This window comes from Pseudomonas sp. BW7P1 (assembly GCF_024981055.1).
Classification (GTDB): Bacteria; Pseudomonadota; Gammaproteobacteria; order Pseudomonadales; family Pseudomonadaceae; genus Aquipseudomonas; species Aquipseudomonas bananamidigenes.
On the sequence record NZ_CP103374.1, the window covers coordinates 5,580,549 to 5,605,979 of the forward strand.

Genomic DNA, 25,431 nt, shown 5'->3' on the forward strand with positions numbered 1-25,431 from the left:
GTCAGCGGTCTGGCGCAATCTGTTGGCAGAGCCTGGCAGTTGCTTCGATCATCTGCCCGCTCGGACGCTCCAGCCCCTTGTCGGTGACCAGCAGCAACTGCCGGTGCCTGACCGCTGCCAGCTGCGGCCAGGCATTCCACGCCTCCAGTTGCGGCTGATCGCCGGCCAGAATCACTTCGGGATCACGCTGTAAAACGGCCTCGATGCTCACCTGCGGTGCCGGCAGCGTCATGTCGGCGAACACGTTGCGCGCGCCGCACACTTCAAGCGCATCGCTGATGATCTGCCCGCCGCCGATGGTGTAGAGCGGCTTGTCCCAGACTTGATAGAACACCCGCAGCGGTGTTTCCCGTCGGTAGCGCTGGCGCAGCGCTACGAGCTTGTGCCGCAATCCGGTCGCCAGCTCGACGCCACGCTCAGGACGACCGAGCTGCGCAGCGATGGCTTCGATCTGCAGGGTCAACTGCTCGAAATCGTGGGGTTCGGCAACAAAGGTCGGGATATTCAGATGCTTGAGCTGATCGCGCTGAGCCGGGCCGACACTGCCGGGCCACAACAGCAACAAGTCAGGTTTGAGGCTGAGCAGCCGCTCCAGGTCGAGCTGACCATAACGGCCCACCGAAGGCACGTCCCTGATTGCGGATGGCCGGTCACCGGCATCCAGAGCGCCCACCAGCAGATCGGCCGAATCCAGTTCAACGACGATTTCAGACAACGATGGCGCGAGACTGACCACCCGCAGAGCGGCCAGGGTTTCGCTGCTGACGGCCAGCAGCAGAAGCGCCAGCCACAGACGATGCATCAACCGAGCTGACGCGGGATACGGTAGAGGTAGAACAGCACCGCCGTGGACAACGCCAACAGCATCAGCGGCACCGCTTCCAGACCGACGAACACCGCCAGCGCGCCGATCCACGCCGGCAATCCCGCCGCCAGGAACGCCGTGCGTCGCCGCGCCGCCAGGGCGATCCAGGCGGCAGGCTCTTCAGGGGTATCGAGGGCGTTTTGCGTGGCGATCAGCGCGTGCTTGTAACGACCGAAAAACTTCAGGCTGACAAACATCGAGGCCACGCCGGCGATGAACAACGGCATCGCCAGCACCGGCATGATCGCTTCGCTCTCGCCGAACAAGGCGTTGAGCACGAACAGCGGCACCAGTGCCAGCGCCAGGTACTTCCACCAGGCGACCGACAGGCGGCGGCGCACCTGACCGCGGGTCACGCCCGGTCTACCTCGCCCTGATGTTCGTTGCCCATCATGTGGTCGAGCTTGCTGGCCTTGGTCGCCAGATAGAGTTTGTTGTGCGGGTTGTGGCCGGTGTGCAGCGGCACGCGCTCGGCGACGACGATGTTCATGTCGGTCAGGGCTTTGACCTTGCGCGGGTTGTTGGTCATCAGACGCAGGGATTTGACGCCCAGATGCTCCAGCATCGGCAGGCACATGGCATAGTCACGCTGGTCGGCGGCAAAGCCCAGACGCTCGTTGGCTTCAACGGTGTCGGCGCCGCCATCCTGCAATTCGTAGGCACGGATCTTGTTCAGCAGACCGATGCCACGACCTTCCTGGCGCAGGTACAGCAACACGCCACGACCTTCACGGGCAATCGCCTTGAGCGCGGCCTCCAGTTGCGAGCCGCAGTCGCAACGCTGGCTGAACAAGGCGTCGCCGGTCAGGCATTCGGAGTGCAACCGGCCGAGTACCGGGGCACCGTCGGCAATCTCACCCAGGCTCAGCACGACGTGTTCGCGGCCGGTGGCTTCATCGAGAAAACCGTGCATGGTGAATTGCGCAAAAGGCGTTGGCAGCTTGGAAGCGGCGACAAAAACGACAGGCACCGGTGTGCTCCTGATCTAAAAAGTCCGAGATTCGCTGGGCGGCATTGTAACAGCAGGTTCCTACAGACGCTTAGGCTGAATTATCGGCCATAACGATCAAAAAGTTTGATGACAGGTCTGCCGTCATTGCCCTCGGTCGAACGGATACGGTTGCTTCCAGTGTTCGAAGATCGGCTTCAACTCGCCGCTTTTCACCAGATGCTCCATGCGCTGGTCGTAGATCGACATCAGTGCGCGAGCCTGCGGGGTATCGGCAAACCCGAGGTACAGGGGCAACTCCGCGAGGTGCGTATAGCGAAATTGCGAAGCATCGGCGGTATTTCTCAGCACCGCCTCGATTTCCGTCAATGCGTCGATGTAGTAATCCGCCCGACCCTGCCTGAGCATCGACAGGATTCCGGTGCGGCGTTCGATCTGGTTGTAACGTTTGATGTTCGGCAGGTAGGTTTCATACCGATAACCACGCACCCAGGCCAACCGGTATTTGCCGAGAGTGGCTTCGGTCGGGGCCGGATTGCTGGCCAGCCCCAGCGCGTAGATGTGATCGGAATCGAAATTCCATTTCGGGTACAGCACCTGATCCGCTTCGCCCCGATAGGAACCGACCAGAGCATCGACTTCCTTCAACTGCACCAGCCCCACCGAACGGGTGTACGGCACGGTGCGGATATCCAGGGACACGCCAGCGGGTTCGAACACCTTGCGCAATATGTCCCAGCCCAGACCATGACCGTCGGCGGCGGTGTAGTCTTCCCACTCTTCGCTGGCCAGGTGAATGACCGACGGCGGTGCATCCTGTGCCTGGGCAACAGCACCCAACAGGATAAAAAACAGTATCGCCAACCCGCGTCGAGCCATCCCTGTGTCCTCATCCACGCCTTGAAATCAGGCGAAAATCCACACCAGACCCTGCATGGCCAGCCAGGCGAACACCCCCGCCAGCACGTCATCGAGCATGATGCCGACGCCGCCATGCACATGCCGGTCGATCCAGCGGATCGGCCACGGCTTGAGAATGTCGAAAAAGCGGAACATCAGGAACCCGGCGAGCAGCCAGTACCAGCCTTCCGGCACCAGCCACAGGGTGATCCACATCCCGACCATCTCGTCCCAGACGATGCCTTCGTGATCGTGTACCCGCAAATCGTCGGCGACCTTGCCGCACAGCCAGAAGCCGAACAGCATGGTGATACCGAGCATCAGCCAGTAGCCCCAGTCGGGCAACATCTGCCACAACGGAATAAAGGGTAGCGCAACCAGCGAACCCCAGGTGCCCGGTGCCTTGGGCAAGGTGCCCGAACCGAAGCCGAACGCAATGAAATGCCAGGGATTGCGCCAGACCGACGGCGGAACGAACTCGCCGGGAACCTGTTTCGGGTGATCTGTCACGGTGACTCCTGAAAATGTTGATAACCCCGGACTTGCGGGGTGATGTCGTGTCCTTCGCGGTCCAGCAACACGACGCCCTGCCCTTCGGCCACACGCCCGATCACATGGATCGGCCAGCCATCGGCAATCAGCGCCGGCCACTCGATGGACGGCAGTGTGAAGGCCAGCACGTAATCGTCGCCACCGCTCAAGGCCGCCCGTTCGGCGCCACGCTGGCCGAGAAACGCCACCAGTGCGTCCGACAGCGGCACACGCTCACGCTCGATTTCGAGGCGAACTTTCGAGGCCAGGGCGATATGGCCGCAATCGGCGAGCAGGCCGTCGGAGATATCCAGCGCCGAAGTGGCCTTGCCACGCAGAGCCTGACCGAGGGCGAGTTGCGGTTGCGGCGACCAGTAATGATCGAGCAGCGGCCGGGCAATGTGCGGGTCGGCTTCACGCTGCCCCAACACCAGCGGCAAGGCGCCGGCGGCATTGCCCAGCTCACCGCCGACGCACAGCAGATCGCCCGGCTGCGCGCCACTGCGGGTCAGGGCCTGGCCGGTCGGGACGCGACCGAACACAGTGACAGTGAGGCTCAACGGCCCCCGAGTGGTATCGCCACCGACCAACGCCACGCCACAGCTTTGCGCCATGCGGTTCAAACCATGGGCGTAGGCTTGCAGCCAATCGGCAGTCACCGTCGGCAAGGTCAGGGCAAGGGTAAAGGCAACGGGCATGGCGCCCATGGCAGCGAGGTCGCTGACCGCCACGGCCAGCGAACGCTGACCGAGCAGAAACGGATCGCAGGGGTCGGCGAAATGCACGCCGGCCACCAGCGTATCGGTGGAAATCGCCAGTTGTTCCCCGCAAGGAACCGCCAGCAAGGCGCAGTCGTCACCGATCCCCAGTGCAACGCCCTCGCCGCCCTGCGCACAGGGCGCGGCGGCGAAGAAATTGCGGATCAGCTCAAACTCGCCCATGGCCGAGAAAAAGTGTTCAAGCGCGGATCAGCGCTTGAACGCCTTCACTTCAGCTTCACGCAGGCGCGGAGCCAGCTTGTCGAGCACGCCGTTGACGAACTTGTGGCCGTCGGTGGAACCGAACACTTTGGCCAGCTCGATACCTTCGTTGATCACAACGCGGTACGGCACGTCGACGCGCTTGAGCAGTTCCCAGGTGGACAGGCGCAGAACCGCCAGTTCGACCGGATCCAGCTCTTCGATCGCCAGATCCAGGCAAGGCGTGAGCGCGTTGTCGATTTCGGTACGATTGGCCGGAACCCCGTGCAGGATTTCGCGGAAATACGCGCCGTCGACATCGGTGAAATCGTTGTCGACCCGGAACTGCGCTTCGATCTCGTTCAACGACTGCCGAGCCATGTGCCACTGATACAGGGCCTGAGTCGCGAGCTGACGGGCTTCGCGGCGCTTGGCGCTTTTCGATGGCTTGCCGGCATCCGCAGGTTTCGGATCGCGCGGGTTGAAACGATCGCTTTCGTCGCTAATCACTTGGCCTCCAACTGCGCCAGCAGGCTGACCATTTCCAGAGCGGACAGGGCAGCTTCAGCACCTTTGTTGCCGGCCTTGGTGCCGGAACGTTCGATGGCTTGCTCGATGGAATCGACGGTCAGGACGCCGAAAGCGACCGGTACGCCGAACTCCATGGACACCTGGGCCAGGCCCTTGGTGCATTCGCCAGCCACGTATTCGAAGTGCGGAGTGCCGCCACGAATGACCGCGCCCAGGGCGATGATTGCTGCGAACTCGCCTTTCTGGGCGACTTTTTGCGCAACCAGCGGGATTTCGAAGGCGCCAGGTGCGCGGATGATGGTGATATCGCTTTCGCTCACGCCGTGGCGAACCAGGGCATCAACTGCACCGCTGACCAGGCTTTCAACCACGAAGCTGTTGAAACGGCCCACTACCAGAGCGTAGCGGCCTTTAGGGGCGATGAAGGTACCTTCGATGGTCTTCAGGGTCATTCGTCAGATCTCTTAAAGAGCCGGGACGCGTCTGTTTGGCGTCCCTCAGTGATTTATTTGCCGCGAATTCGGGTCCGGAAACAACCGGTCATTATTCGGAGGGCACGTATTCTACAACTTCCAGATCGAAACCGGATATCGCATTAAATTTCATTGGCGCAGACATCAGGCGCATTTTGCGCACGCCGAGGTCACGCAGGATCTGCGAACCGGCACCGACGATGCTGTAGGTGGTCGGCTTTTTCACCGCCGCCTGATCGCCGGTTTCGCGGATGTGCGCCAGCAGCACGTCGCCATCGAGGGGGTGACCGAGCAGCAGCACCACACCGCTGCCGGCCTCGGCGACCGCGGCCATGGCGGCGCGCAGGCTCCAGCGGCCAGGCTGCTTGACCATCAGCAGGTCGCGCAGCGGATCCATGTTGTGCACGCGAACCAGGGTCGGCTCTTCGGCGCAAACGGTGCCCAGGGTCAGTGCCATGTGCACGTCGCCTTCCACGGAATCACGATAGGTCACCAGGTTGAATTGGCCCAGTTCGCTGTCCAGCGGCTGCTCGGCAATCCGCTGAACGGTACGTTCGTGGATCATCCGGTAGTGGATCAGGTCGGCGATGGTGCCGATCTTGATGTTGTGCTCGGCGGCAAAAGCTTCCAGTTCGGCGCGACGGGACATGGTGCCGTCGTCGTTCATCACTTCGCAGATCACGCCGCTCGGCTCGAAGCCGGCCATGCGCGCCAGGTCGCAGGCGGCTTCGGTGTGACCGGCACGGGCCAGGGTGCCGCCGGCCTGGGCCATCAGCGGGAAGATGTGGCCGGGGCTGACGATGTCTTCGGCTTTCGCGTCTTTCGCCGCAGCCGCCTGCACGGTGCGCGCACGGTCAGCGGCAGAAATGCCGGTGGTCACGCCTTCGGCCGCTTCGATCGAAACGGTGAACTTGGTACCGAAACCGGAACCGTTGCGCGGCGCCATCAGCGGCAGCTTCAGGGTTTCGCAGCGCTCACGGCTCATCGGCATGCAGATCAGGCCACGGGCGTGCTTGGCCATGAAGTTGATGTGCTCGGCCTTGCAGCATTCGGCGGCCATGATCAGGTCGCCTTCGTTCTCGCGGTCTTCGTCATCCATGAGGATGACCATCTTGCCTTGGCGGATGTCTTCAACCAGTTCTTCGATGCTATTGAGCGCCACAAGGCACCCCCTTCAGTCAGGATTTGAGGTAGCCGTTGGCGGCCAGAAAGCTTTCGGTGATGCCACCGGGCTTTTGTGAAGAGTCAGGCTCAGCGGCCCTGTCGCCCAAAAGCAGACGCTCGAGATAACGCGCCAGCAGGTCGACTTCCAGGTTCACCCGGCGACCCGGCTTGTAGGACGCCATGATGGTTTCGCTCAGGGTGTGCGGAATGATCGTCAGCAGGAATTCGGCGCCATCGACGGCGTTCACGGTCAGGCTGGTGCCGTCGACGGTGATCGAGCCTTTGTGGGCGATGTATTTGGCCAGCTCTTTCGGCGCGCGGATGCGAAATTCCACGGCGCGGGCATTGTCGCTGCGCGAAACCACTTCGCCGACCCCGTCGACGTGACCGCTGACCAGATGCCCGCCGAGACGGGTGGTCGGGGTCAGGGCTTTTTCCAGGTTGACCGGGCTGCCGCTTTTCAGATCGTTCATGGCCGTGCAGTCGAGGGTTTCGCGACTGACGTCGGCGACAAAGCCGTTGCGCGGCAATTCCACAGCGGTCAGGCACACGCCGTTGACCGCGATGCTGTCGCCGAGTTTGACGTCGCTCAGGTCGAGCTTGCCGGTTTCGACGTGCACCCGCACATCACCGCCCTTTGGGGTCAGTGCGCGGATACTGCCGATGGATTCGATGATGCCGGTAAACATGGGGTTCTCCTCGAGAACGAAGCCAGCGCTAAAACGATGGCCGGGAATTATACGCTCGCCGGCGGGACAGGGATTGCAGTGACTCGCCAGTCATCGCCAACCGCGCGAATTTCAGTGATTTTCAGCTCCGGCGCATCCTTCATGAAAGCCAGCGGCCAGTCCAGCAACGGACGCGCCGTGGAGCCGAGGAACTTGCCGGCGATAAAGATCACGAACTCATCGACCAGACCGAGCCGGGCAAACGCGCCGGCCAGTCGCGGGCCGGCCTCGACCAGCACTTCGTTGACGCCGCGATTGGCCAGTTCGATCAGCAGTTGATGTAGATCGACCTGACCGTCGTCACCCGGCACGATCAGGCACTCCGGGCCGTGGGCATACTGTTCTTCGATGGCCACACAGGTGGCGACCAGCGCCGGGCCGGCCTTGAAGAACGGCGCCTCCAGCGGCACCCGCAGACGTCCGTCGATCAGCACCCGCAATGGCGGACGGCTCAGGGCCAGCGCGGTCTGCCCGGCATCCAGCCCCAGTTCATCCCCACGCACGGTCAGGCGTGCGCCATCGGCCAGCACCGTGTCGGCGCCGGTCAGCACCACGCTGGCCTGGGCGCGCAAGCGCTGCACCGCAGAACGTGCCGCCGGGCCGGTGATCCACTGACTTTCGCCGCTTTCCATCGCCGTGCGCCCGTCGAGGCTCATGGCCAACTTGACCCGCACGAACGGCAAGCCGTGTTCCATGCGTTTCAGAAAACCTTGGTTGAGCCGGCGGGCTTCGCTTTCCAATACACCGCTTTCGGTGGCGATGCCGGCATCGGCCAGACGCTGCAGACCGCGCCCGGCGACTTGCGGATTCGGATCGCGCATCGCCGCTACCACTCGATTTAAACCGGCATTCACCAGCGCATCGGCACAGGGCGGCGTGCGGCCGTGATGGCTGCACGGTTCGAGGGTCACGTAAGCGGTGGCGCCCCGCGCCAGTTCGCCCGCTGCGCGCAGGGCGTGAACTTCGGCGTGGGGCTCGCCGGCGCGTTCATGCCAGCCTTCACCGACAATCTGCCCGTCGCGCACGATCACGCAGCCCACCCGTGGATTGGGATGAGTCGTGTAATGCCCTTTGCGCGCCAACTCCAGGGCCCGAGCCATGAAGTGGGCATCGAGGATGGCCTGCTCGGCGGCGGTGGTCATTCTTTCACCGGTTCACGGGCGAGACGGTCGATCTCTTCGCGGAACTCGTTGAGGTCCTGGAAGCGGCGGTACACGGACGCGAAACGGATGTAGGCGACTTCATCGAGCTTCTGCAGTTCGGCCATCACCAGTTCGCCGACCACGAGGGACTTGACCTCGCGCTCGCCCGTGGCGCGCAGCTTGTGTTTGATATGGACCAGCGAGGACTCGAGACGCTCGACGCTCACCGGACGTTTCTCCAAGGCGCGCTGCATACCGGCGCGGAGTTTTTCTTCATCGAACGGCTGGCGGCTGCCGTCGGTTTTGATCAGGCGCGGCAACACCAGTTCGGCCGTCTCGAACGTCGTGAAACGTTCGCCGCAGGCCAGGCATTCACGCCGGCGGCGCACCTGTTCGCCCTCGGCGACCAGACGCGAGTCGATGACCTTGGTGTCGTTGGCACCGCAGAAGGGACAGTGCATGGTGGCTGGCAACAAAAAAAGGGAGGGCCATGGTAGCGCATCCCGGTGGCAAGACAAGCCATAGGCTTTGCGGTATACAGACTGCCATGATCGTTTGATCCATGGATTTCATTTTGACGGAGCCACCCATGTCGCTACGACCGCTCGTTTTGCTCAGTGTTTTCAGCCTGCTGGTGGCCTGTGGCAGCGACGCGCCCAAGCCGCAACCGCCAACGCCGGGCCCGGCACCGCAACAGGCGCAGAAAAAGGCTAAAGAAGCCGCCGACCTCGGTCCTCTGCCCGCGTATCAACGGGAATTGAGCGGTACTTTGCAGGGCGTACCGGCAGGCGCCGAAGTCGAACTGGCGCTGCTGGTGATCGACGAGAAAAGTCGCCCGCAACAATTGCTCGCCAGCTCCAGCCTGATCGGCAACAACCAGGTTCTGCCGTTCCGCCTGCGCTTCAATCCTGATGCCTTCCCCGTCGGCGCGCGGGTTGAACTGCGTGGCCGCGCCACACAGTCCGGCCAGTTGATCCTGCATCTGCCGTCGCAGACCATCAGCCAGCCGACCACCCAGGCCCTGGGCCAACTGCAATTTGTCAAAGCCCCATGAATGCACCGCCGGACCTGCAACGGGCGCTGGGCGAGTTGCTCGGCGACGCCCGACTGGTGGCCTGCCCGCTGCCGGACACTGACCTGAAACTGTGGCTGATCGACGGCGACAACATGGCCCGGGAATTCAGCCCGGAGGAAACCCGGCGGATCCTGCACGAACCGCCGTACTGGAGTTTCTGCTGGGCCAGCGGTCTGGCGGTGGCGCGTTATCTGGCGGAGTTTCCCGAGTGGGTGCGCGGCAAACGCGTGCTGGATTTCGGTGCCGGTTCCGGGATCGCCGGCATTGCCGCCGTGAAGGCCGGCGCGCTGGAAGTGATGGCCTGCGACCTCGACCCGCTGGCGATTGCCGCGTGCCGGGCCAACGCTGAACTCAATGACGTGCGGATGAGCTACTCCACGGATTTTTTCGCCGAGGCGGATCGCTTCGATCTGATCCTGGTGGCCGACGTTCTCTATGACCGGGAAAACCTGCCGCTGCTCGACGCCTTCCTGAGCCGTGGCCGCGAAGCGCTGGTCGCGGATTCGCGGGTCAGGGATTTCCGCCATCCGCTGTACCGGCGGATCGAAATGCTCGAAGCCATGACCCTGCCGGATCTGGCCGAACCCGAAGAGTTTCGCCATGTCAGCCTCTACCATGCGGCCCGCGCCTGACCGTATAGTTGCCCCATTCACGCTTTCACGAGAGACCCCATGAGTCAGCAAACGCCGTACATCTTCGACGCCACGACGGCCGACTTCGACCAGTCGGTGATCGAGGCTTCCTTCCAAAAACCGGTGCTGGTGGATTTCTGGGCCGAATGGTGTGCGCCGTGCAAGGCGCTGATGCCGATGCTGCAAGGCATCGCCGAGAGTTATCAGGGCGAGTTGCTGCTGGCCAAGGTCAACTGCGACATCGAGCAGGACATCGTCGCCCGCTTCGGCATTCGCAGCCTGCCGACCGTGGTGCTGTTCAAGGATGGCCAACCGGTCGACGGCTTTGCCGGCGCACAACCGGAATCCGCCGTGCGCGCCTTGCTCGAGCCTCACGTAAAAATGCCACCGCCGGCCGCCGCCGATCCGTTCGAACAGGCCCAGGCGCTGTTCGATGACGGTCGTTACGCCGATGCCGAGGCGGCGCTGGTGGTGATGCTCAACGAAGACAACACCAACGCCAAAGCGCTGATCCTGTATGCCCGCTGCCTGACCGAGCGCGGAGAACTGGGCGAAGCGCAAACCGTGCTCGATGCGGTCAAGAGCGATGAACACAAGGCTGCGCTGGCCGGTGCCAAGGCGCAGATCAAGTTTCTCGGCCTGGCCCGCGACCTGCCGGATGCCGCCGACCTGAAAAGCCGTCTGGCGCAGAACCCGCAGGACGATGAAGCAGTGTATCAACTGGCGATCCAGCAACTGGCCCGTCAGCAATACGAAGCGGCGCTGGATGCCTTGCTCAAGCTGTTCATCCGCAATCGCAGCTACGGCGAAGGCCTGCCGCACAAGACCTTGCTGCAAGTGTTCGAACTGCTGGGCAACGATCACCCGCTGGTGACCGCCTACCGTCGCAAGGTGTTTGCCGCGCTGTACTAAGCGCTTACTCGATCCAGCTGTAGAGCGGCGTATCCCCGCCGCTCGCCACTTTCACATCCGACGAATGCCGCAGGCGCACCAGCAGGCGCTTGCCCGCCGCCGCGCTGCCGGTCAGGCCTTCGAGCTGGTCCAGCAACTCCGGCCCGCTGAGTTGCCCGGCCTTGCGCAACAGATCCCTGGCGACCTGCCACAACGCATCATCCTGATTGACCGGTCGCGCTACAGGCGTCGTTGCAGTTTGCGGCTGGGTCGTTTGCACCTGCACGCCAAACTGCGAACCGAGCCGGGCCCAGTCGCTTTCATCCAGTTCCAGGGTCAAATCCACCGGCAACTCGCCGACGGTTCCGCGTATTCGCAACATAACTTCGCTCCCGCACATTTCTGACCTGCATGCTCCCATGGGACTTGTATAACGCCAAGCGGGCGGGCAAACTCTGCGGACTTTTGTTACAAGATTACATAACAAACTCTTCACTTTACTTCCCGGAGTCCGCCATGCGTCGTCTGCTGCTCGCTTTGCCGTTTGCCCTGTTGCCGCTGGCCATCGCCCAGGCTGCCGACGAACATGATCATGATCACGATCACGAGCACGGCAGCCTCGGCACCCACGAACATGGCGTCGGTCGCCTGAACGCCGCGCTCGATGGCCAGACCCTGGAGCTGGAGCTGGAAAGCCCGGCGATGAACCTCGTGGGTTTTGAACACGTCGCCAGCAGCGATGCGGACAAAGCCAAGGTCGCCGCCGTTCGTGCGCAACTGGAGAAACCGGTCGTGCTGTTCAGTCTTCCTGCCGCTGCCGGCTGCAAAATTTCAAACATGGAGCTGGAAAGCCCGCTGTTCGGCGACGAGCCGCAAGCCGATGAGCCCGATCACGAAGAACCTGCCAAAAAGGGTCACGAACACCATCACGACCACAGCGAGATCCACGCTCACTACCAGCTCAGTTGCGCCGCGCCTGGCGCCTTGAACACCCTGGATCTGGCAAACATTTTCAATACCTTCCCGGCCACCCAGAAAATCCAGGTACAACTGATCGGCCCAAGCGGCCAGCAAGGCACGGAAGTGACGGCCAAAGCCGCCGCCCTGAAATTCTGATCACGAACGGCGCCATGACCCAAGCACTCATCGAACTGTCCGACCTAGGCTTCAACTGGCCCGGTCATCCGCCGCTGCTGGACATCCCGGCGTTTCGTCTGGAGCGGGGTGAAACCCTGTTCCTCAAAGGGCCCAGCGGCAGTGGCAAGACCACCCTGCTCGGCCTGCTCGGCGGGGTACAGAAGCCTGGCCGCGGCAGCATTCGCCTGCTCGGCCAGGAACTGACCGGACTGGGTGCCGGCGCCCGCGACCGCTTTCGCGTCGATCACACCGGCTACATTTTCCAGCAGTTCAACCTCCTGCCGTTTCTCTCGGTGCGCGAGAACGTGGAACTGCCATGCCACTTTTCGAAGCTGCGTGCAGAACGCGCGAAACAGCGTCACGGCAGTGTCGATCAGGCGGCCGCTACCCTGCTCGCCCACCTGGGTCTGAAGGATGAAAGCATCCTTGGCCGACGCGCCGACTCGCTGTCGATCGGTCAGCAGCAACGGGTCGCCGCTGCACGTGCACTGATCGGTCAACCGGAACTGGTGATCGCCGACGAGCCGACCTCGGCGCTGGATTATGACGCCCGGGAAAACTTCATTCGCCTGTTGTTCGCCGAGTGCCGTGAGGCGGGTTCGAGCCTGTTGTTCGTCAGCCACGACCAGAGCCTGGCACCGCTGTTCGACCGTCACCTGTCCCTGGCCGAACTCAATCGCGCCGCCACGTCTGCCGAGGTCTGAGATGTATCTGTTCCGTCTGGCCATGGCCAGCCTCGCCAACCGCCGCTTCACCGCCCTGCTTACCGCGTTCGCCATTGCCCTCTCCGTGTGCCTGCTGCTGGCCGTGGAACGGGTGCGCACCGAAGCCAAGGCCAGTTTCGCCAGCACCATCAGCGGCACCGACCTGATCGTCGGCGCCCGTTCCGGCTCGGTGAACCTGCTGCTGTATTCGGTGTTTCGCATCGGCAACGCCACCAACAACATTCGCTGGGACAGCTTCGAACACTTCGCCAATGACCCGAAGGTGAAGTGGGCGATCCCGATGTCCCTCGGCGATTCCCATCGCGGCTACCGGGTGATGGGCACCACCGAAGCCTATTTCGAGCATTACCAGTACGGTCGCCAGCAACATCTGGAACTGGCTGACGGCCGCGCCTTCGCGACCGATCCGTTCGAAGTGGTGCTCGGGGCCGAAGTGGCCGAGGCGCTGCATTACAAACTCGGCGACAAACTGGTGCTGGCCCACGGCGTGGCGGCGATCAGCCTGGTCAAGCACGACGACAAACCGTTCACCGTGGTCGGCATTCTCAAGCGCACCGGCACGCCGGTGGATCGCACGTTGCACATCAGCCTCGGCGGCATGGAGGCGATCCACATCGACTGGCACAACGGTGTGCCGGCCCGTGGCAACGGGCGCATCAGCGCCGAGCAGGCGCGCAACATGGACCTGACGCCCCAAGCGATCACCGCATTCATGCTCGGTCTCAACAGCAAGATTTCCACCTTCGCCCTGCAACGGGAAATCAACGAATTCCGTGGCGAGCCGATGCTGGCGATCCTGCCGGGCGTGGCCTTGCAAGAGTTGTGGAGCCTGATGAGCACCGCCGAAAAAGCGCTGTTCGTGGTCTCGCTGTTCGTGGTGCTGACCGGCTTGATCGGCATGCTCACGGCGATCCTCACCAGCCTCAACGAACGTCGCCGCGAAATGGCGATCCTGCGGTCGGTGGGTGCGCGACCATGGCACATCGCGAGCCTGCTGGTGCTGGAAGCCTTTACCCTGGCACTGACCGGGGTGATCGCCGGGCTGGCGCTGCTGTACATCGGCATCGCTGCGGCACAGGGTTATGTGCAGGCCAATTACGGGTTGTATCTGCCGCTGGCCTGGCCGAGCGAGTATGAATGGACGCTGCTCGGTGGCATTCTGGCTGCCGCGCTGCTGATGGGCAGCGTGCCGGCCTGGCGCGCGTATCGCCAATCCCTGGCCGATGGCCTGTCGATCCGTTTATGAGGATGTTCACCATGCCCCGCGCCGTGCTTGCGCTGCTGTTGCTGGTCGCCCTGCCCGTGTGGGCGGTGGCACCGAAAGACCTGACCTGGTCGGAGATGATCCCCCCGGACGCTGCGCCCGAGGTGCCGAACATGACACCGCTGCACGACCTGTCGAAGATGGGCGACGCGTTGTCCGCCGAATCGGCGCCCGCCGCCAAACAGGACATGCCCAATGCCCCGGTGGTGCAAAGCCTCGACGGCCAGAACATCCGCCTGCCGGGCTATATCGTGCCGCTGGAAGTCAGCGAGGAAGGCCGCACCACAGATTTTCTGCTGGTGCCGTATTTCGGCGCGTGCATCCATGTGCCGCCGCCACCGTCGAACCAGATCGTGCATGTGAAAAGCGCCGTCGGCGTGAAGCTCGACGAGCTGTATCAGCCGTACTGGGTCGAAGGACCGTTGCAGGTCAAACCGTCCACCAGCGAACTGGCCGATGCCGGGTATCAGATGGAGGCGGACAAGATCTACGTCTATGAACTGCCGGAGTAATTCCGGCAATCAGTTATAGCCCGCCAAATCGGCTTCGCGAGCAAAGGTTCCACAAAAAAACCGTCCATCACTGTTTCATTGAGCTGAGTCAAAAGACCGTATCAGACGGATTCGTACCATAGGACATCAAACATTTTTAACGTCCTTTGGGAGCTTCCATGAACAAGTCCTTGCTCAGCGCTTCGCTGTTTGCCCTCGCGCTCGCAGCCCCGCTCGCCCACGCCCACGAAGCCGGCGACATCATCGTTCGTGCCGGTGCGATCACCGTCAACCCGAAGGCCGACAGTTCCAGCGTCAAGGTCGATCAGGGTCCGCTGAGCGGCACCAACCTGGGCGGCAAGGCGACCATGAGCAGCGACACCCAACTGGGCCTGAACTTCGCTTACATGCTGACCAACAACATCGGTATCGAGCTGTTGGCCGCCACGCCGTTCGAACATGACGTGAAGCTCAAGGGCACTGCCCTGCCGGCGGCCAACGGCAAACTCGGCACCCTGAAACACCTGCCGCCGACCCTGAGCGTCGTCTACTACCCGCTGGATTCGAAGTCGGCGTTCCAGCCGTACATCGGCGGCGGCATCAACTACACCTGGATCTACGACGAACACGTGGGCAGCGAAGCCCAGTCCAACGGCTTCAGCAACTTCAAGGCGAAAAACTCCTGGGGCCTGGCCTGGCAGGTCGGTGCCGACTACATGCTGACCGACAACATCATGCTCAACGCCCAGGTGCGCTATATCGACATCGACACCCGCGCCACTGTGGAGAACAACGCCGTGGCTCCGGGCACTCGCGCCAAAGTGAATGTCGACGTCGATCCATTTGTGTACATGGTCGGTCTGGGCTACAAGTTCTAAGCGAGCAATCAAAGAACGTTCACGTGGTGGTGAATGAGGCTTGGTGGCGGGCAGGCTCAGAACTGACGGCGATGTTACGCCATCGACCGGGGAGCAAAGCTCCCTCGCTACAGGAAATCTGTTGAATTCCGGCCGTGAAAAAGGCGCCTGTCAAAAGGCGCCTTTTTCACGTCTGCGAGAAGCTCAGCGGCCGAGCAGACGCGCCAGGCCGACGCTCATCGGCGTTTGTGCCGGGCACTTGAAGCGCTCGAGCAAGCGACCGTTGTTCGCTCGCGAATGACGGATATCGCCGGAGCGCGCCGGGCCGAAGCTGACCGGCGGCAGCTCACCGACCACCGCTTCCAGCGCGGCCAGCATCTGCTTGAGGTTGGTCGCCTGGTTCCAGCCGACGTTCACCGCACCGACTTGCACTTCAGGTTGTTCCAGGGCCTGCACCAGCACATCGACCAAATCTTCGACGTACATGAAATCCCGGGTCTGCTCGCCATCGCCGAACACGGTGATCGGCAGGCCTTTCTGCGCGCGCTCGCTGAAGATGCTGATCACGCCGGAGTACGGCGAGGACGGATCCTGGCGCGGGCCGAAAATGTTGAAGAAACGGAAGATCGCCGGTTCCAGACCGTGCTGGCGACGATAGAAATCGAAGTAGTGTTCGCCCGCCAGTTTGTCCGAGGCATACGGTGTCAACGGTGCCTTCGGCGTGTCTTCGTCGATCGACTGGCCTTCGCCATTGTTGCCGTAGACCGCCGCGCTGGAGGCAAACAGGACACGCTTGACGCCCGCCTGACGCATGGCTTCGCAGACATTGAGCGTGCCGATGAAATTGCTCTGGTGCGTCTTCACCGGATCGTCCACCGAAGCCTGCACCGAGGCCACGGCGGCCAGGTGCGCGACGGCGCTGCAACCTTGCATCACTCGGGCGACCAGTGCGGCATCGGCGACATCGCCGACGATCAGTTCGACCCTGGGATTGTCCAGCGGCAGGTTGCTGCGTTTGCCGGTCGACAGGTCATCGAGGATCCGTACCGAATGGCCGTTGGCGAGCAACGCGTCCGTCAGGTGCGAACCGATGAAACCGGCGCCGCCAGTGATTAGAACAGGGCCTTCAGCCATGACGATAAAACCTATCCAGTAAGCCCGGGAGCGCGGCACGCCAGGCGCGCGGCTTGATCCCGAAAGTGTGCAGAATTTTCTTGCAGGCGAGCACCGCGTGTTGAGGCTCTTCGGCGGCATCCTCGCGTGCGGCGTGAGCCTGGGCGGTCGGCTCTTCGATCGCCAGCGGGTGCAGGCTGCGGGCCTCGGTGAGAATCGCCTGCCCCAGCGCCAGCGGTGTGGTCGCTTCATGGCCGGCGTAGTGGTAAGTGCCCCACAGCGGCGCGGCGCAGTCGAGTTGCTTGAGTACCGAAATGATCACCCGTGCTGCATCGTCGACCGGGGTCGGATTGCCCCGACGGTCGTCGGCCAGCAGCAACTCGTCCGGTTGCTCGGCACGGGCGAGGAAGCGCCCGAGGATCCCGTCCGGGCTGTCGTCGAGCAGCCAGCCGAAGCGCAACAACACATGTTGCGGGCAGGTGGCTCGCACGCTTTGTTCGATCCGCCACAGGGCCTGACCTCGCAGGCCGAGCGGCACCGGCTCGTCCTTTTCGCTGTAGGCGGTGGCACGGGAGCCATCGAACACCCGGTAGCTGGACGGCTGCACCAGCACGATGTTGTGATGCTGGCACAGCTCGGCCAGCCGTTCGATGGCGCGTTCCTGGCCCGACAGACGGCTTTCGCTGACGGCTTCCGCCTGGAACCAGTCGAAATAGTAGGCAAGGTTGATCAGTGCATCGGGACGGGTGTCGTCGAGCAGTTGTGTCAGGCTCGCGGCATCCCAGCCGTCTTCGGGCGGGCGGGGAGCGAGGAAACCGATGTCTTCCTCTGCACCGAGGCGAATCAGCGCCTGCCCAAGGGCATTTCCGCCGCCCAGTAACATAAGGCGCATTCGCATAGAGTCAGCAGGCCCAGTCTGATTGAAACGATGGCTTTGGCGACAATGCGGGGTGCACCGTCGTCGATAATTGCCGGAATCGTTGCATTTTGCGGGTTTAGTGCGCAACCGTCACCCGTAAAGTGTAGATCCCCGGCGGTACTTGCAACTTCGCCCGTCCACCCGCATAACTGCAGACATGAATCTGCCCCTCCCCAAGGACGCGGCCCTGGCAGGCTTTCACCCTGCCGTCAGCGCCTGGCTCAACCGCACTTTCGCGACGGTCACCGCCGCCCAGGCCCGCGCATGGCCGCTGATCCGTCAGCGTCGCTCGACCCTGATCGCCGCGCCCACCGGTTCCGGCAAGACCCTCACCGCGTTCCTGGCCGTGCTTGACGAACTGGTCCATCGTGGCCTGGAAAACCCGGGCGGTCTGCCCGACGAAACCCTGGTGGTCTACGTCTCGCCGCTCAAGGCGCTGTCCAACGACATCCGTATCAACCTGCAAAATCCGCTTGAGGGGATTACCGAACAGTTACGTCAGATGGATCTGCCGCCACTGGAAATCACCACCGCCGTACGCACCGGCGACACCCCGCAGAAAGACCGCGCCGCCATGCGCAAGAGCGCGCCGCATATTCTGGTCACCACCCCGGAATCGCTCTACGTACTGCTGGGCTCGGAATCCGGGCGAAAAATGCTCGGCACCACGCGCACGGTGATTGTCGACGAGATCCACGCCATCGCTGCCGGCAAACGCGGCAGCCACCTGGCCCTGAGCCTCGAACGCTTGCAGGCGTTGTGTAGCGAACCGCTGACCCGCATCGGCCTGTCGGCCACGCAAAAACCGATCGATGCGGTTGCGCGGTTTCTGGTGGGCCATGAGCGTCCCTGTGAAATCATCGACATCGGCCACGCCCGCCCACGGGACCTGGGCATCGAAGTACCGCCGGTGCCGTTGTCGGCGGTCATGGCCAATGACGTCTGGGAACTGGTCTACGACCGCCTCGCCACACTGGCCCGGGAACACCGCACCACGCTGATTTTCGTCAACACTCGACGCCTGGCCGAACGCTTGAGCCGACACCTGAGCGAACGCCTCGGCAAACACGCCGTAGCGGCGCACCACGGCAGCCTGGCCAAGGAGTTTCGCCTCGATGCCGAGCAGCGACTCAAGCGAGGCGAACTGCAAGTGCTGATTGCCACCGCATCGCTGGAACTGGGGATCGACATCGGCGAAGTCGACCTCGTGTGCCAGATCGCCTCGCCGCGTTCGATTGCCGGTTTTCTGCAACGGGTCGGCCGTTCCGGACACCAGGTCGGTGGCACGCCCAAGGGGCGACTGTTCGCCACGACCCGCGATGACCTGATCGAATGCGCCGCGCTGCTCGACTGCGTGCGCCGGGGTGAGCTCGATACCCTGCACATCCCCGAAGCACCGCTGGACGTGCTGGCGCAACAGATCATCGCCGAAGTCAGTTGTCAGGAATGGGCCGAAGACGACTTGCTCGCACTGTTCCGTCACGCCGAACCCTACGCCCGTCTCGATGAAAAACACTATCAGGCGCTGCTGAGCATGCTCGCCGAGGGTTACAACGGTCGCCAGGGCATCCGCAGTGCCTATCTGCATCGCGACGCGGTGAGCCGGACCCTGCGCGGGCGGCGCGGCGCACGGCTGACCGCCGTCACCAGCGGCGGCACCATCCCGGACAACGCCGACTACAGCGTGCTGCTGGAACCCCAAAGCCTGAACATCGGCAGCGTCAACGAAGACTTCGCCGTGGAGAGCATTGCCGGCGATGTGTTCCAGCTCGGCAATACCTCTTACCGGATCCTGCGGGTGGAAACCGGCAAGGTGCGGGTCGAGGATGCCCAGGGCCAGCCGCCGACGATTCCGTTCTGGCTCGGCGAGGCTCCCGGTCGCAGCGCCGAATTGTCGATGGCCGTGGCGCGCCTGCAGGCACAGCTCGACGAATTGCTGAGTGCCAGCCCCGGCAACCTGCAACCGGCCCTCGACTGGCTGACTGCAACCCTGGGACTGGATCCGGCCAGCGCCGAACAGCTTGTGGATTACCTGGCCCGCGCCCGCCTCGCCCTCGGCGCCCTGCCGTCCCGCGACACATTGCTGATGGAACGGTTTTTCGACGAATCCGGCGGCACCCAACTGATCATTCATTCGCCGTTCGGCAGCCGAATCAATCGGGCCTGGGGTCTGGCGCTGCGCAAACGTTTCTGTCGCACCTTCAACTTCGAATTGCAGGCTGCCGCGAGCGAAGACGCCATCGTGCTGTCGCTGTCCACCAGCCACAGTTTCGAACTCGACGACGTCTGGCGCTATCTGCACAGCAACAGTGCCGAGCACATCCTGATTCAGGCGGTGCTGGATGCGCCGCTGTTCGGTGTGCGCTGGCGCTGGAATGCCGGGGTGGCGCTGGCCCTGCCGCGCTACACGGGCGGGCGAAAAGTCGCGCCGCAATTGCAGCGGATGAAAAGCGAAGACCTGATCGCCAGCGTGTTTCCCGATCAGATCGCCTGCCTGGAAAACCTCGCCGGCGAACGGGAAATCCCCGAGCATCCGCTGGTGGAACAGACCCTCGACGATTGCCTGCACGAAGCGATGGACAGCGAGGGCTGGCTCGAACTCCTGCGGCGCATGGAGCGTGGCGAAGTGCGGCTGATCGCCCGCGACCTTCCGGCGCCCTCGCCGCTGGCCGCGGAAATCCTCAGTGCCCGGCCCTACACCTTTCTCGACGACGCGCCATTGGAAGAGCGTCGTACCCAGGCGGTGCTGAACCGCCGCTGGAGCGATCCGCAATCCACCGATGATCTGGGCGCGCTGGATGCCGACGCGATCAATGCCGTGCGCGAAGAAGCATGGCCGACACCGGGCAGCGCCGATGAAATACACGAAGCGTTGATGAGCCTGGCGTGCATCACTGACCGCGAAGTCGAGGCCAACCCGCCATGGCGCGACTGGCTGAATGTCCTGGCCGACACCGGTCGAGCCTGTCGATTGCAGATCGATCACGACCACTCGCTGTGGCTGGCACGGGAGCGCCTGACCTGTCTGCAAGCGCTTTATCCACAGGCGCACTCGGCACTGCCGGCGTTGCCCGGTTTCGATGAGGCCTGGACTGCCGACGATGCCCTGGTGGAAGTCATCCGTGCACGGCTCGGCGCCTTCGGCCCGCTGATTCTGGAGGCCATCGCCGAGCCGTTGTCATTGCCACCGGCAGACGTCCATCAGGCCCTGGCCCGACTGGAGCGCGAAGGTTATGTGCTGCGCGGACGCTTCACGCCGGGGCTGACGATTGAGGAATGGTGCGAGCGGCATCTGCTGGCGCGAATCCACCGCTACACCGTCAAGCGTCTGCGCCGGGAAATCGAACCGGTGGCGTTGCAGGACTTCATGCGATTCCTGTTCGACTGGCAGCATCTGTCTCCATCCACCCGGGGTCAGGGCAGCGCCATGTTGCCGGCGATTGTCGGTCAGTTCGAAGGCTATCCGGCAGCCGCCTCGGCCTGGGACAGCGACCTCCTTGCGGCGCGGCTCAAGGACTATTCGCCGAGCTGGCTGGATGATCTGTGCCGCAGCGGCAAACTGGTGTGGACGCGGCTCAGCGCCCGACAGAAAACCGGCGCAGCGGCACTGCGCAACACGCCGGTGGTGTTACTGCCGCGCAGCCAGGTCGGCTTGTGGAGTTCGCTGGCCGAACAGACGCCGGTCACCGAACTGTCACCCAGGACGCAGAAAGTCTTCGAGGCCCTCAGTCAGCACGGGGCGCTGTTTTTCGATGAGCTGACTCACGAAGCGCACCTGCTGCGCAGCGAACTGGAGATCGCCTTGCAGGAACTGGTGGGTGCCGGTCTGGTGAATGCCGACAGCTTTGCCGGATTGCGCGCGCTGATCACGCCGGCGAGCAAGCGTCAGCAACGCAGCAGTCGACGCGGGCGCGGGCCGTTCGTGGGTGGCATGGACGATGCCGGGCGCTGGGCGCTGTTGCGTCGCGGGCCGGTGGTGGAAAGCCGTCAGACCGCGTCGCCCGAATCCCTCGAACATATCGCCATGACCCTGTTGCGTCGTTACGGCGTGGTGTTCTGGCGCCTGCTGGAGCGCGAGGCCGACTGGCTGCCGAGCTGGCGCGAACTCTTGCGCACGTTCCATCGACTGGAGGCTCGTGGTGAGATTCGCGGCGGACGATTTGTCAGTGGCCTGGCCGGCGAGCAATTCGCCCTGCCCGAAGCGATTCCGCTGCTGCGCGAAGTGCGCCGCCGGCCCCATGACGGCAGCCTGATAGCCGTGTGCGGGGTCGATCCGCTGAACCTCGCCGGCACCTTGCTGCCCGGCGCGAAAGTCCCGGCGCTGGCGAGCAATCGGCTGGTGTATCGCGACGGCTTGCCGGTGGCAGCCGAAGTCGCCGGCAAGCCGCAGTTCTGGGTGGAGCTGGATCAATCCCTCATGAGCGAAATCCGCGACAGGCTGACCCGTCACTGAGTACGCGCCTGCTCCGGCAGCATCACCGACGAATGCGCCACCCCCTCGTCTTCCTGTCGCTTGGGCAACAGAACCTGTTGTGGATAAGTCTGCGCGAAATGCACCCACGGGCTGTTATCCACAAGCTTTTTCAAACGCTGGTTGAAGGCCCGGCTCACCGCGTATTGCCCGCCGGACACGGTACGGAACTGCGCCGTCAGCACCACGCCGTTCAAGTCCATTTTGTCCACGCCGAATACGTCCAGCGGACCTTGCAGGTTGTACTTGAGGAACGGGTCTTCGCGGATCGAATCCCCGGCCTCGCGTATCAGCTCGATGGCCTTGTCGACATCCGTGTCATAGGTGAACTGCACCGAGAAAAACGCGAACGCAAACTGCCGTGATTGATTGGTCACCGCCTTGATCTGACCGAACGGCACCGAATGCACGAAACCCTTGCCGTCGCGCAGACGCAGGGTGCGGATGGTCAGGCCTTCGACGGTCCCGGCATGTCCGGAGTCGAGCACCACCCAGTCGCCGATCGACAGGGTGTCTTCGATGATGATGAACAGCCCGGTGATCACGTCCTGCACCAGTTGCTGCGAACCGAAACCGATGGCCAGGCCGACCACCCCGGCACCGGCCAGCAGCGGCGCAACGTTGATGCCCAGATTGGCCATGGTGGTGATCGCGCAGATCACCACCAGGATGATTTTGATCGCATTGCGCAACAGCGGCAGGATGGTTTTCACCCGGGTGCTGGGCTGGCGCGCCGAGCGTTTGTTGACCGGCGGTTTCAGCGCTTCCTGAATCGCCGTATCGAGCACCACCCACAACAGCCACGTCACGAGGAAAATCAGGCCGATGCTGCTCAAGGCATTGCTGATCGCCCGACCGACGGTGCTGCTTTGCGCGAAGTCGATCAGCGAAACACCCCAGATCCGCCCGAGAATATCGATGAATGCAATCGCAATGACGATCCGCAGCAGCGCATGCAACAGACTGAGGAACCGCTCCTTGTAGGCACTGCTGCGCTGGATCGCCTCGGCCCGACGCGACTTGAACAGATGCTGCAGGACTGTACTGAGAAACACCGTGCCGATCAGCAGCACGGTGGTGAACAACGCACAGCGCAAGGCTTTCTGGTTGTCTTCGCCAATGCCGATCAGATTGACCGCCGAAACCAGCACCATCAACACGATCGGCCAGTACCAGAGCCCGGAAAAGATCCGCAGCGATTCCTGCAACGACGGTTGCTTCAGACGCTGCGCCAGCGAACGGTTGCGGATCAGGTGCGCCACCGGCCGACGCAGGCGAATCACCAGCAAGCCAAAGATGATGGAGGCCAGCAGCCCGGTGAACACCGCGACACTGCTGGTGATGTTACCGCCCAGTTGCCGGGCGATCTGCGGGCTGGTCAGCGCATCGCTGAGCGCTGCAAGGAAGCCGATCAGGAACAGCGGTTTCGGGCAGTAGTCGCGAATGATCTGCACCGCCCGTCGCTTGTGGCCGATGTTGAACATGACCACCACGCACAACAGCATCGAGGTGGAAAAAATGCCGCTGCTGGTGGCATAGGCAAAACACAGTGCCAGCGCCCGGCCGACCGAGGCCGGCAGAAAATGGCTGACGTACAGGGTCAACGGCAGACAGATCAGTGCCGGCAGCGTGTAGGGCAACCAATAACCGATCAGGTCCTGACTGCGCTGGCGGGTGCGCAACCAGCGCCCCTCGCGCATCCGCCTGACCAGGACACTGCCCAGCACCGTCAGCACGGCGAAGGTGCCGAGCCACACGCCGGACAGCATCATGAAATCCCCGGCCACGCTCCACCCCGAGCGATCCGACGGCTGATTGACCAGTCTGTCGACTTCATCCGCCGCCCGGTCGGCACGCAGGCGCCAGGCATCGACCAGATGCTCGTTGAGGTCGAGTTTGTCCTGCACGTCATCGATGCTGGAACTGATGGCGCCGAGCAGTCCGCCCTGCACCAGCGGCTCGGGTTCGGCGGTTTTTGCAGTGGCTGCCGGGACGCCCGGCAGACTGGCGGCTTGCACTGCGTGGCCGCCGGACAACAGCAATGCCCCCAATAGAATCGCGATCCTGAACCTGGTCAAAACGCAAAGCTCCCTTGGTTGAACCTGTAAGGAACTGATCGACAGTTGACCGGCAAAGTTCAAGAGCACCTTTGATCGTTCCCATGCTCCGCGTGGGAATGCAGCCAGAGACGCTCCGCGTGTCAAAGAGCGAACGCAGAGCGTCCACGGAGGCATGCCCAGGCAGAGCGTGGGAACGATCAGCTTACGGGCTGATATTTGCGTGCCACGCAAATATCAAATGCCCATCCCTGTATTTTTCGCCCCCTGCCAATCCCCGACACTGCGCTCCATTCAATCCCCTTACCGGAGTGCCGTCATGCCCATTGCCTTGCTCGCGCTGACCCTCAGCGCATTCGCCATCGGAACGACCGAGTTCGTCATCGTTGGCCTGCTTCCCACCATCGGCGCCGATCTCGGCGTCAGTCTGCCGTCCGCCGGCCTGCTGGTCAGCCTCTACGCCCTCGGCGTGGCCATCGGTGCACCGGTACTGACCGCGCTCACCGGCAAAGTGCCGCGTAAACTGTTGCTGTTGTCGCTGATGGTGCTGTTCACCCTCGGCAACCTGCTGGCCTGGCTCGCGCCGAGTTACGAATCGCTGGTGCTGGCACGGATCGTCACCGGTCTGGCCCACGGCGTGTTCTTCTCCATCGGCTCGACCATCGCCACCAGCCTGGTGCCCAAGGAAAAAGCTGCCAGTGCAATTGCGATCATGTTCACCGGGCTGACCGTGGCGCTGGTCACCGGGGTTCCGCTGGGCACCTTCATCGGCCAGCATTTTGGCTGGCGTGAAACCTTCCTTGCCGTGTCGGCGCTGGGTGTCATCGCGTTTATCGGCAGCTTGCTGTACGTGCCGAAAAACATCGCCCACAGCAAACCGGCTTCGTTGCTGCAACAGTTGCAGGTGCTCAAGCAGCCACGCCTGCTGCTGGTGTACGCCATGACCGCTATCGGTTACGGCGGCTCGTTCATTGCGTTCACCTTCCTGGCACCGATTCTTCAGGACCTCTCAGGCTTCAGTGCCGGCGCGGTCAGCCTGGTGCTGCTGGTGTATGGCGTATCGGTGGCCGTCGGCAATATCTGGGGCGGCAAACTGGCGGACAAACGCGGGCCGATCAGCGCTCTGAAAATCATCTTCGCCCTGCTCGCCGCCGTGCTGTTCATCCTCACCTTCACCGCCGCCAATCCGTGGCTGGCGCTGGCGACGGTGCTGGTCTGGGGCGCCGTCGCTTTCGGCAATGTGCCGGGCTTGCAGGTTTACGTGGTGCGTCAGGCTGAACATCACACGCCGCAGGCGGTGGATGTGGCTTCGGGGCTGAACATTGCCGCGTTCAATCTCGGTATTGCCGGTGGTGCCTGGGGCGGCGGGCTGATTGTCGCGCACATCGGACTGATCCATACCGCGTGGATCGGCGGGCTGGTCGTGCTGGTGGCATGGGCGCTGACAGCGTTGAGCGGTCGCCTCGACCGCCTGGGCCCGGTCCATGCCGAGTCCGCCGCAGGCTCCACACGCATCGTTGCCGGCCACTGATCCGACGCTTGCACCAGAAGATACCG

26 protein-coding genes are annotated in these 25,431 nt (G+C 63.1%); 10 read left to right on the forward strand and 16 right to left on the reverse strand.

The genetic code is table 11. From position 1 onward, the window contains the following. Position 1 precedes the first annotated feature (1 nt). The 12 genes from NWV16_RS25150 to nrdR form a co-directional block, all read right to left on the reverse strand. The gene (locus NWV16_RS25150) at positions 2–802 is read right to left on the reverse strand and encodes a cobalamin-binding protein (RefSeq protein WP_260521168.1); all 801 of its coding nucleotides are present in this window, start codon (positions 800–802) and stop codon (positions 2–4) included. Beyond that, entirely contained in the window at positions 802–1,221 is a 420-nt protein-coding gene (locus NWV16_RS25155; RefSeq protein ID WP_260521169.1) for an MFS transporter, read from the reverse strand. Before NWV16_RS25155 ends, NWV16_RS25150 begins: the two co-directional genes overlap by 1 nt. After that, a complete protein-coding gene (gene ribA / locus NWV16_RS25160) occupies positions 1,218–1,835 on the reverse strand; it encodes a GTP cyclohydrolase II (protein ID WP_065259552.1) in 618 nt (205 codons plus the stop codon). Before ribA ends, NWV16_RS25155 begins: the two co-directional genes overlap by 4 nt. Positions 1,836–1,958: 123 nt before the next feature. Continuing rightward, the gene (locus tag NWV16_RS25165; protein WP_260521170.1) at positions 1,959–2,693 is read right to left on the reverse strand and encodes a substrate-binding periplasmic protein; all 735 of its coding nucleotides are present in this window, start codon (positions 2,691–2,693) and stop codon (positions 1,959–1,961) included. A 27-nt stretch (positions 2,694–2,720) separates the two neighbouring features. After that, the gene (locus tag NWV16_RS25170; RefSeq protein WP_065259550.1) at positions 2,721–3,224 is read right to left on the reverse strand and encodes a phosphatidylglycerophosphatase A; all 504 of its coding nucleotides are present in this window, start codon (positions 3,222–3,224) and stop codon (positions 2,721–2,723) included. Then, on the reverse strand, positions 3,221–4,186 hold the full coding sequence (thiL, locus tag NWV16_RS25175; protein WP_260521171.1) for a thiamine-phosphate kinase: 966 nt from the start codon (positions 4,184–4,186) through the stop codon (positions 3,221–3,223). The genes NWV16_RS25170 and thiL overlap by 4 nt, the downstream gene beginning before the upstream one ends. A gap of 27 nt (positions 4,187–4,213) precedes the next feature. Beyond that, a complete protein-coding gene (nusB, locus tag NWV16_RS25180; RefSeq protein ID WP_065259548.1) occupies positions 4,214–4,714 on the reverse strand; it encodes a transcription antitermination factor NusB in 501 nt (166 codons plus the stop codon). Beyond that, positions 4,711–5,187, reverse strand: a complete 477-nt coding sequence (gene ribE, locus NWV16_RS25185) for a 6,7-dimethyl-8-ribityllumazine synthase (RefSeq protein WP_003228649.1) — start codon at positions 5,185–5,187, stop codon at positions 4,711–4,713. Before ribE ends, nusB begins: the two co-directional genes overlap by 4 nt. A 91-nt stretch (positions 5,188–5,278) precedes the next feature. After that, positions 5,279–6,370, reverse strand: a complete 1,092-nt coding sequence (gene ribBA / locus NWV16_RS25190) for a bifunctional 3,4-dihydroxy-2-butanone-4-phosphate synthase/GTP cyclohydrolase II (protein ID WP_065259547.1) — start codon at positions 6,368–6,370, stop codon at positions 5,279–5,281. A 16-nt stretch (positions 6,371–6,386) separates the two neighbouring features. Further along, the gene (locus tag NWV16_RS25195; protein WP_260521172.1) at positions 6,387–7,061 is read right to left on the reverse strand and encodes a riboflavin synthase; all 675 of its coding nucleotides are present in this window, start codon (positions 7,059–7,061) and stop codon (positions 6,387–6,389) included. A gap of 47 nt (positions 7,062–7,108) precedes the next feature. After that, a complete protein-coding gene (gene ribD / locus NWV16_RS25200) occupies positions 7,109–8,242 on the reverse strand; it encodes a bifunctional diaminohydroxyphosphoribosylaminopyrimidine deaminase/5-amino-6-(5-phosphoribosylamino)uracil reductase RibD (RefSeq protein WP_260521173.1) in 1,134 nt (377 codons plus the stop codon). Beyond that, a complete protein-coding gene (gene nrdR, locus NWV16_RS25205) occupies positions 8,239–8,703 on the reverse strand; it encodes a transcriptional regulator NrdR (RefSeq protein WP_003228656.1) in 465 nt (154 codons plus the stop codon). Before nrdR ends, ribD begins: the two co-directional genes overlap by 4 nt. A gap of 128 nt (positions 8,704–8,831) precedes the next feature. Here nrdR and NWV16_RS25210 point away from each other — a divergent pair, with 128 nt between their 5' ends. From NWV16_RS25210 to trxA, 3 genes are read left to right on the forward strand one after another with little or no spacing between them, the layout of a single operon-like run. Beyond that, positions 8,832–9,296 (forward strand): hypothetical protein, encoded by a 465-nt coding sequence (locus NWV16_RS25210; RefSeq protein ID WP_260521174.1) that lies wholly within the window; start codon positions 8,832–8,834, stop codon positions 9,294–9,296. Continuing rightward, the gene (locus tag NWV16_RS25215; RefSeq protein ID WP_260521175.1) at positions 9,293–9,949 is read left to right on the forward strand and encodes a methyltransferase; all 657 of its coding nucleotides are present in this window, start codon (positions 9,293–9,295) and stop codon (positions 9,947–9,949) included. Before NWV16_RS25210 ends, NWV16_RS25215 begins: the two co-directional genes overlap by 4 nt. A 39-nt stretch (positions 9,950–9,988) precedes the next feature. Next, positions 9,989–10,861: a thioredoxin gene (gene trxA / locus NWV16_RS25220; protein ID WP_065259542.1), complete on the forward strand. Its 873-nt coding sequence runs from the start codon at positions 9,989–9,991 to the stop codon at positions 10,859–10,861. A 4-nt stretch (positions 10,862–10,865) separates the two neighbouring features. On the opposite strand, the gene NWV16_RS25225 is transcribed toward trxA, so the two are convergent. After that, complete coding sequence (locus NWV16_RS25225; RefSeq protein WP_260521176.1) at positions 10,866–11,222, reverse strand: hypothetical protein; 357 nt, start codon at positions 11,220–11,222, stop codon at positions 10,866–10,868. Between the two features lie 134 nt (positions 11,223–11,356). Here NWV16_RS25225 and NWV16_RS25230 point away from each other — a divergent pair, with 134 nt between their 5' ends. The 5 genes from NWV16_RS25230 (at position 11,357) to NWV16_RS25250 (ending at position 15,335) form a co-directional block, all read left to right on the forward strand. Continuing rightward, complete coding sequence (locus NWV16_RS25230) at positions 11,357–11,956, forward strand: DUF2796 domain-containing protein (protein WP_260521177.1); 600 nt, start codon at positions 11,357–11,359, stop codon at positions 11,954–11,956. 14 nt (positions 11,957–11,970) lie between these two features. Continuing rightward, a complete protein-coding gene (locus tag NWV16_RS25235; protein WP_260521178.1) occupies positions 11,971–12,681 on the forward strand; it encodes an ABC transporter ATP-binding protein in 711 nt (236 codons plus the stop codon). A gap of 1 nt (position 12,682) precedes the next feature. Next, positions 12,683–13,948 carry an ABC transporter permease gene (locus tag NWV16_RS25240; protein WP_260521179.1) on the forward strand — a complete coding sequence of 422 codons (1,266 nt, stop codon included), beginning with the start codon at positions 12,683–12,685 and terminating at the stop codon, positions 13,946–13,948. 11 nt (positions 13,949–13,959) lie between these two features. After that, positions 13,960–14,478, forward strand: a complete 519-nt coding sequence (locus NWV16_RS25245) for a DUF3299 domain-containing protein (protein WP_260521180.1) — start codon at positions 13,960–13,962, stop codon at positions 14,476–14,478. A 158-nt stretch (positions 14,479–14,636) separates the two neighbouring features. Then, positions 14,637–15,335: an OmpW/AlkL family protein gene (locus tag NWV16_RS25250; protein ID WP_065259536.1), complete on the forward strand. Its 699-nt coding sequence runs from the start codon at positions 14,637–14,639 to the stop codon at positions 15,333–15,335. Positions 15,336–15,518: 183 nt separating this feature from the next. Here the strand turns inward: NWV16_RS25250 and NWV16_RS25255 are convergent, their stop codons facing one another. Further along, positions 15,519–16,448: an NAD-dependent epimerase/dehydratase family protein gene (locus NWV16_RS25255; protein ID WP_260521181.1), complete on the reverse strand. Its 930-nt coding sequence runs from the start codon at positions 16,446–16,448 to the stop codon at positions 15,519–15,521. Beyond that, the gene (locus tag NWV16_RS25260) at positions 16,441–17,325 is read right to left on the reverse strand and encodes an NAD(P)-dependent oxidoreductase (RefSeq protein WP_260521182.1); all 885 of its coding nucleotides are present in this window, start codon (positions 17,323–17,325) and stop codon (positions 16,441–16,443) included. The genes NWV16_RS25255 and NWV16_RS25260 overlap by 8 nt, the downstream gene beginning before the upstream one ends. Positions 17,326–17,503: 178 nt before the next feature. Here NWV16_RS25260 and NWV16_RS25265 point away from each other — a divergent pair, with 178 nt between their 5' ends. After that, positions 17,504–21,799: a DEAD/DEAH box helicase gene (locus NWV16_RS25265; RefSeq protein ID WP_260521183.1), complete on the forward strand. Its 4,296-nt coding sequence runs from the start codon at positions 17,504–17,506 to the stop codon at positions 21,797–21,799. Here NWV16_RS25265 and NWV16_RS25270 read toward each other — a convergent pair. Beyond that, entirely contained in the window at positions 21,793–23,895 is a 2,103-nt protein-coding gene (locus NWV16_RS25270; protein ID WP_260521184.1) for a mechanosensitive ion channel family protein, read from the reverse strand. The genes NWV16_RS25265 and NWV16_RS25270 overlap by 7 nt on opposite strands. Before the next feature lie 298 nt (positions 23,896–24,193). On the opposite strand from NWV16_RS25270, the gene NWV16_RS25275 reads away from it, so the two are divergent. Then, positions 24,194–25,405 carry an MFS transporter gene (locus NWV16_RS25275; RefSeq protein WP_260521185.1) on the forward strand — a complete coding sequence of 404 codons (1,212 nt, stop codon included), beginning with the start codon at positions 24,194–24,196 and terminating at the stop codon, positions 25,403–25,405. Positions 25,406–25,431 lie beyond the last annotated feature (26 nt).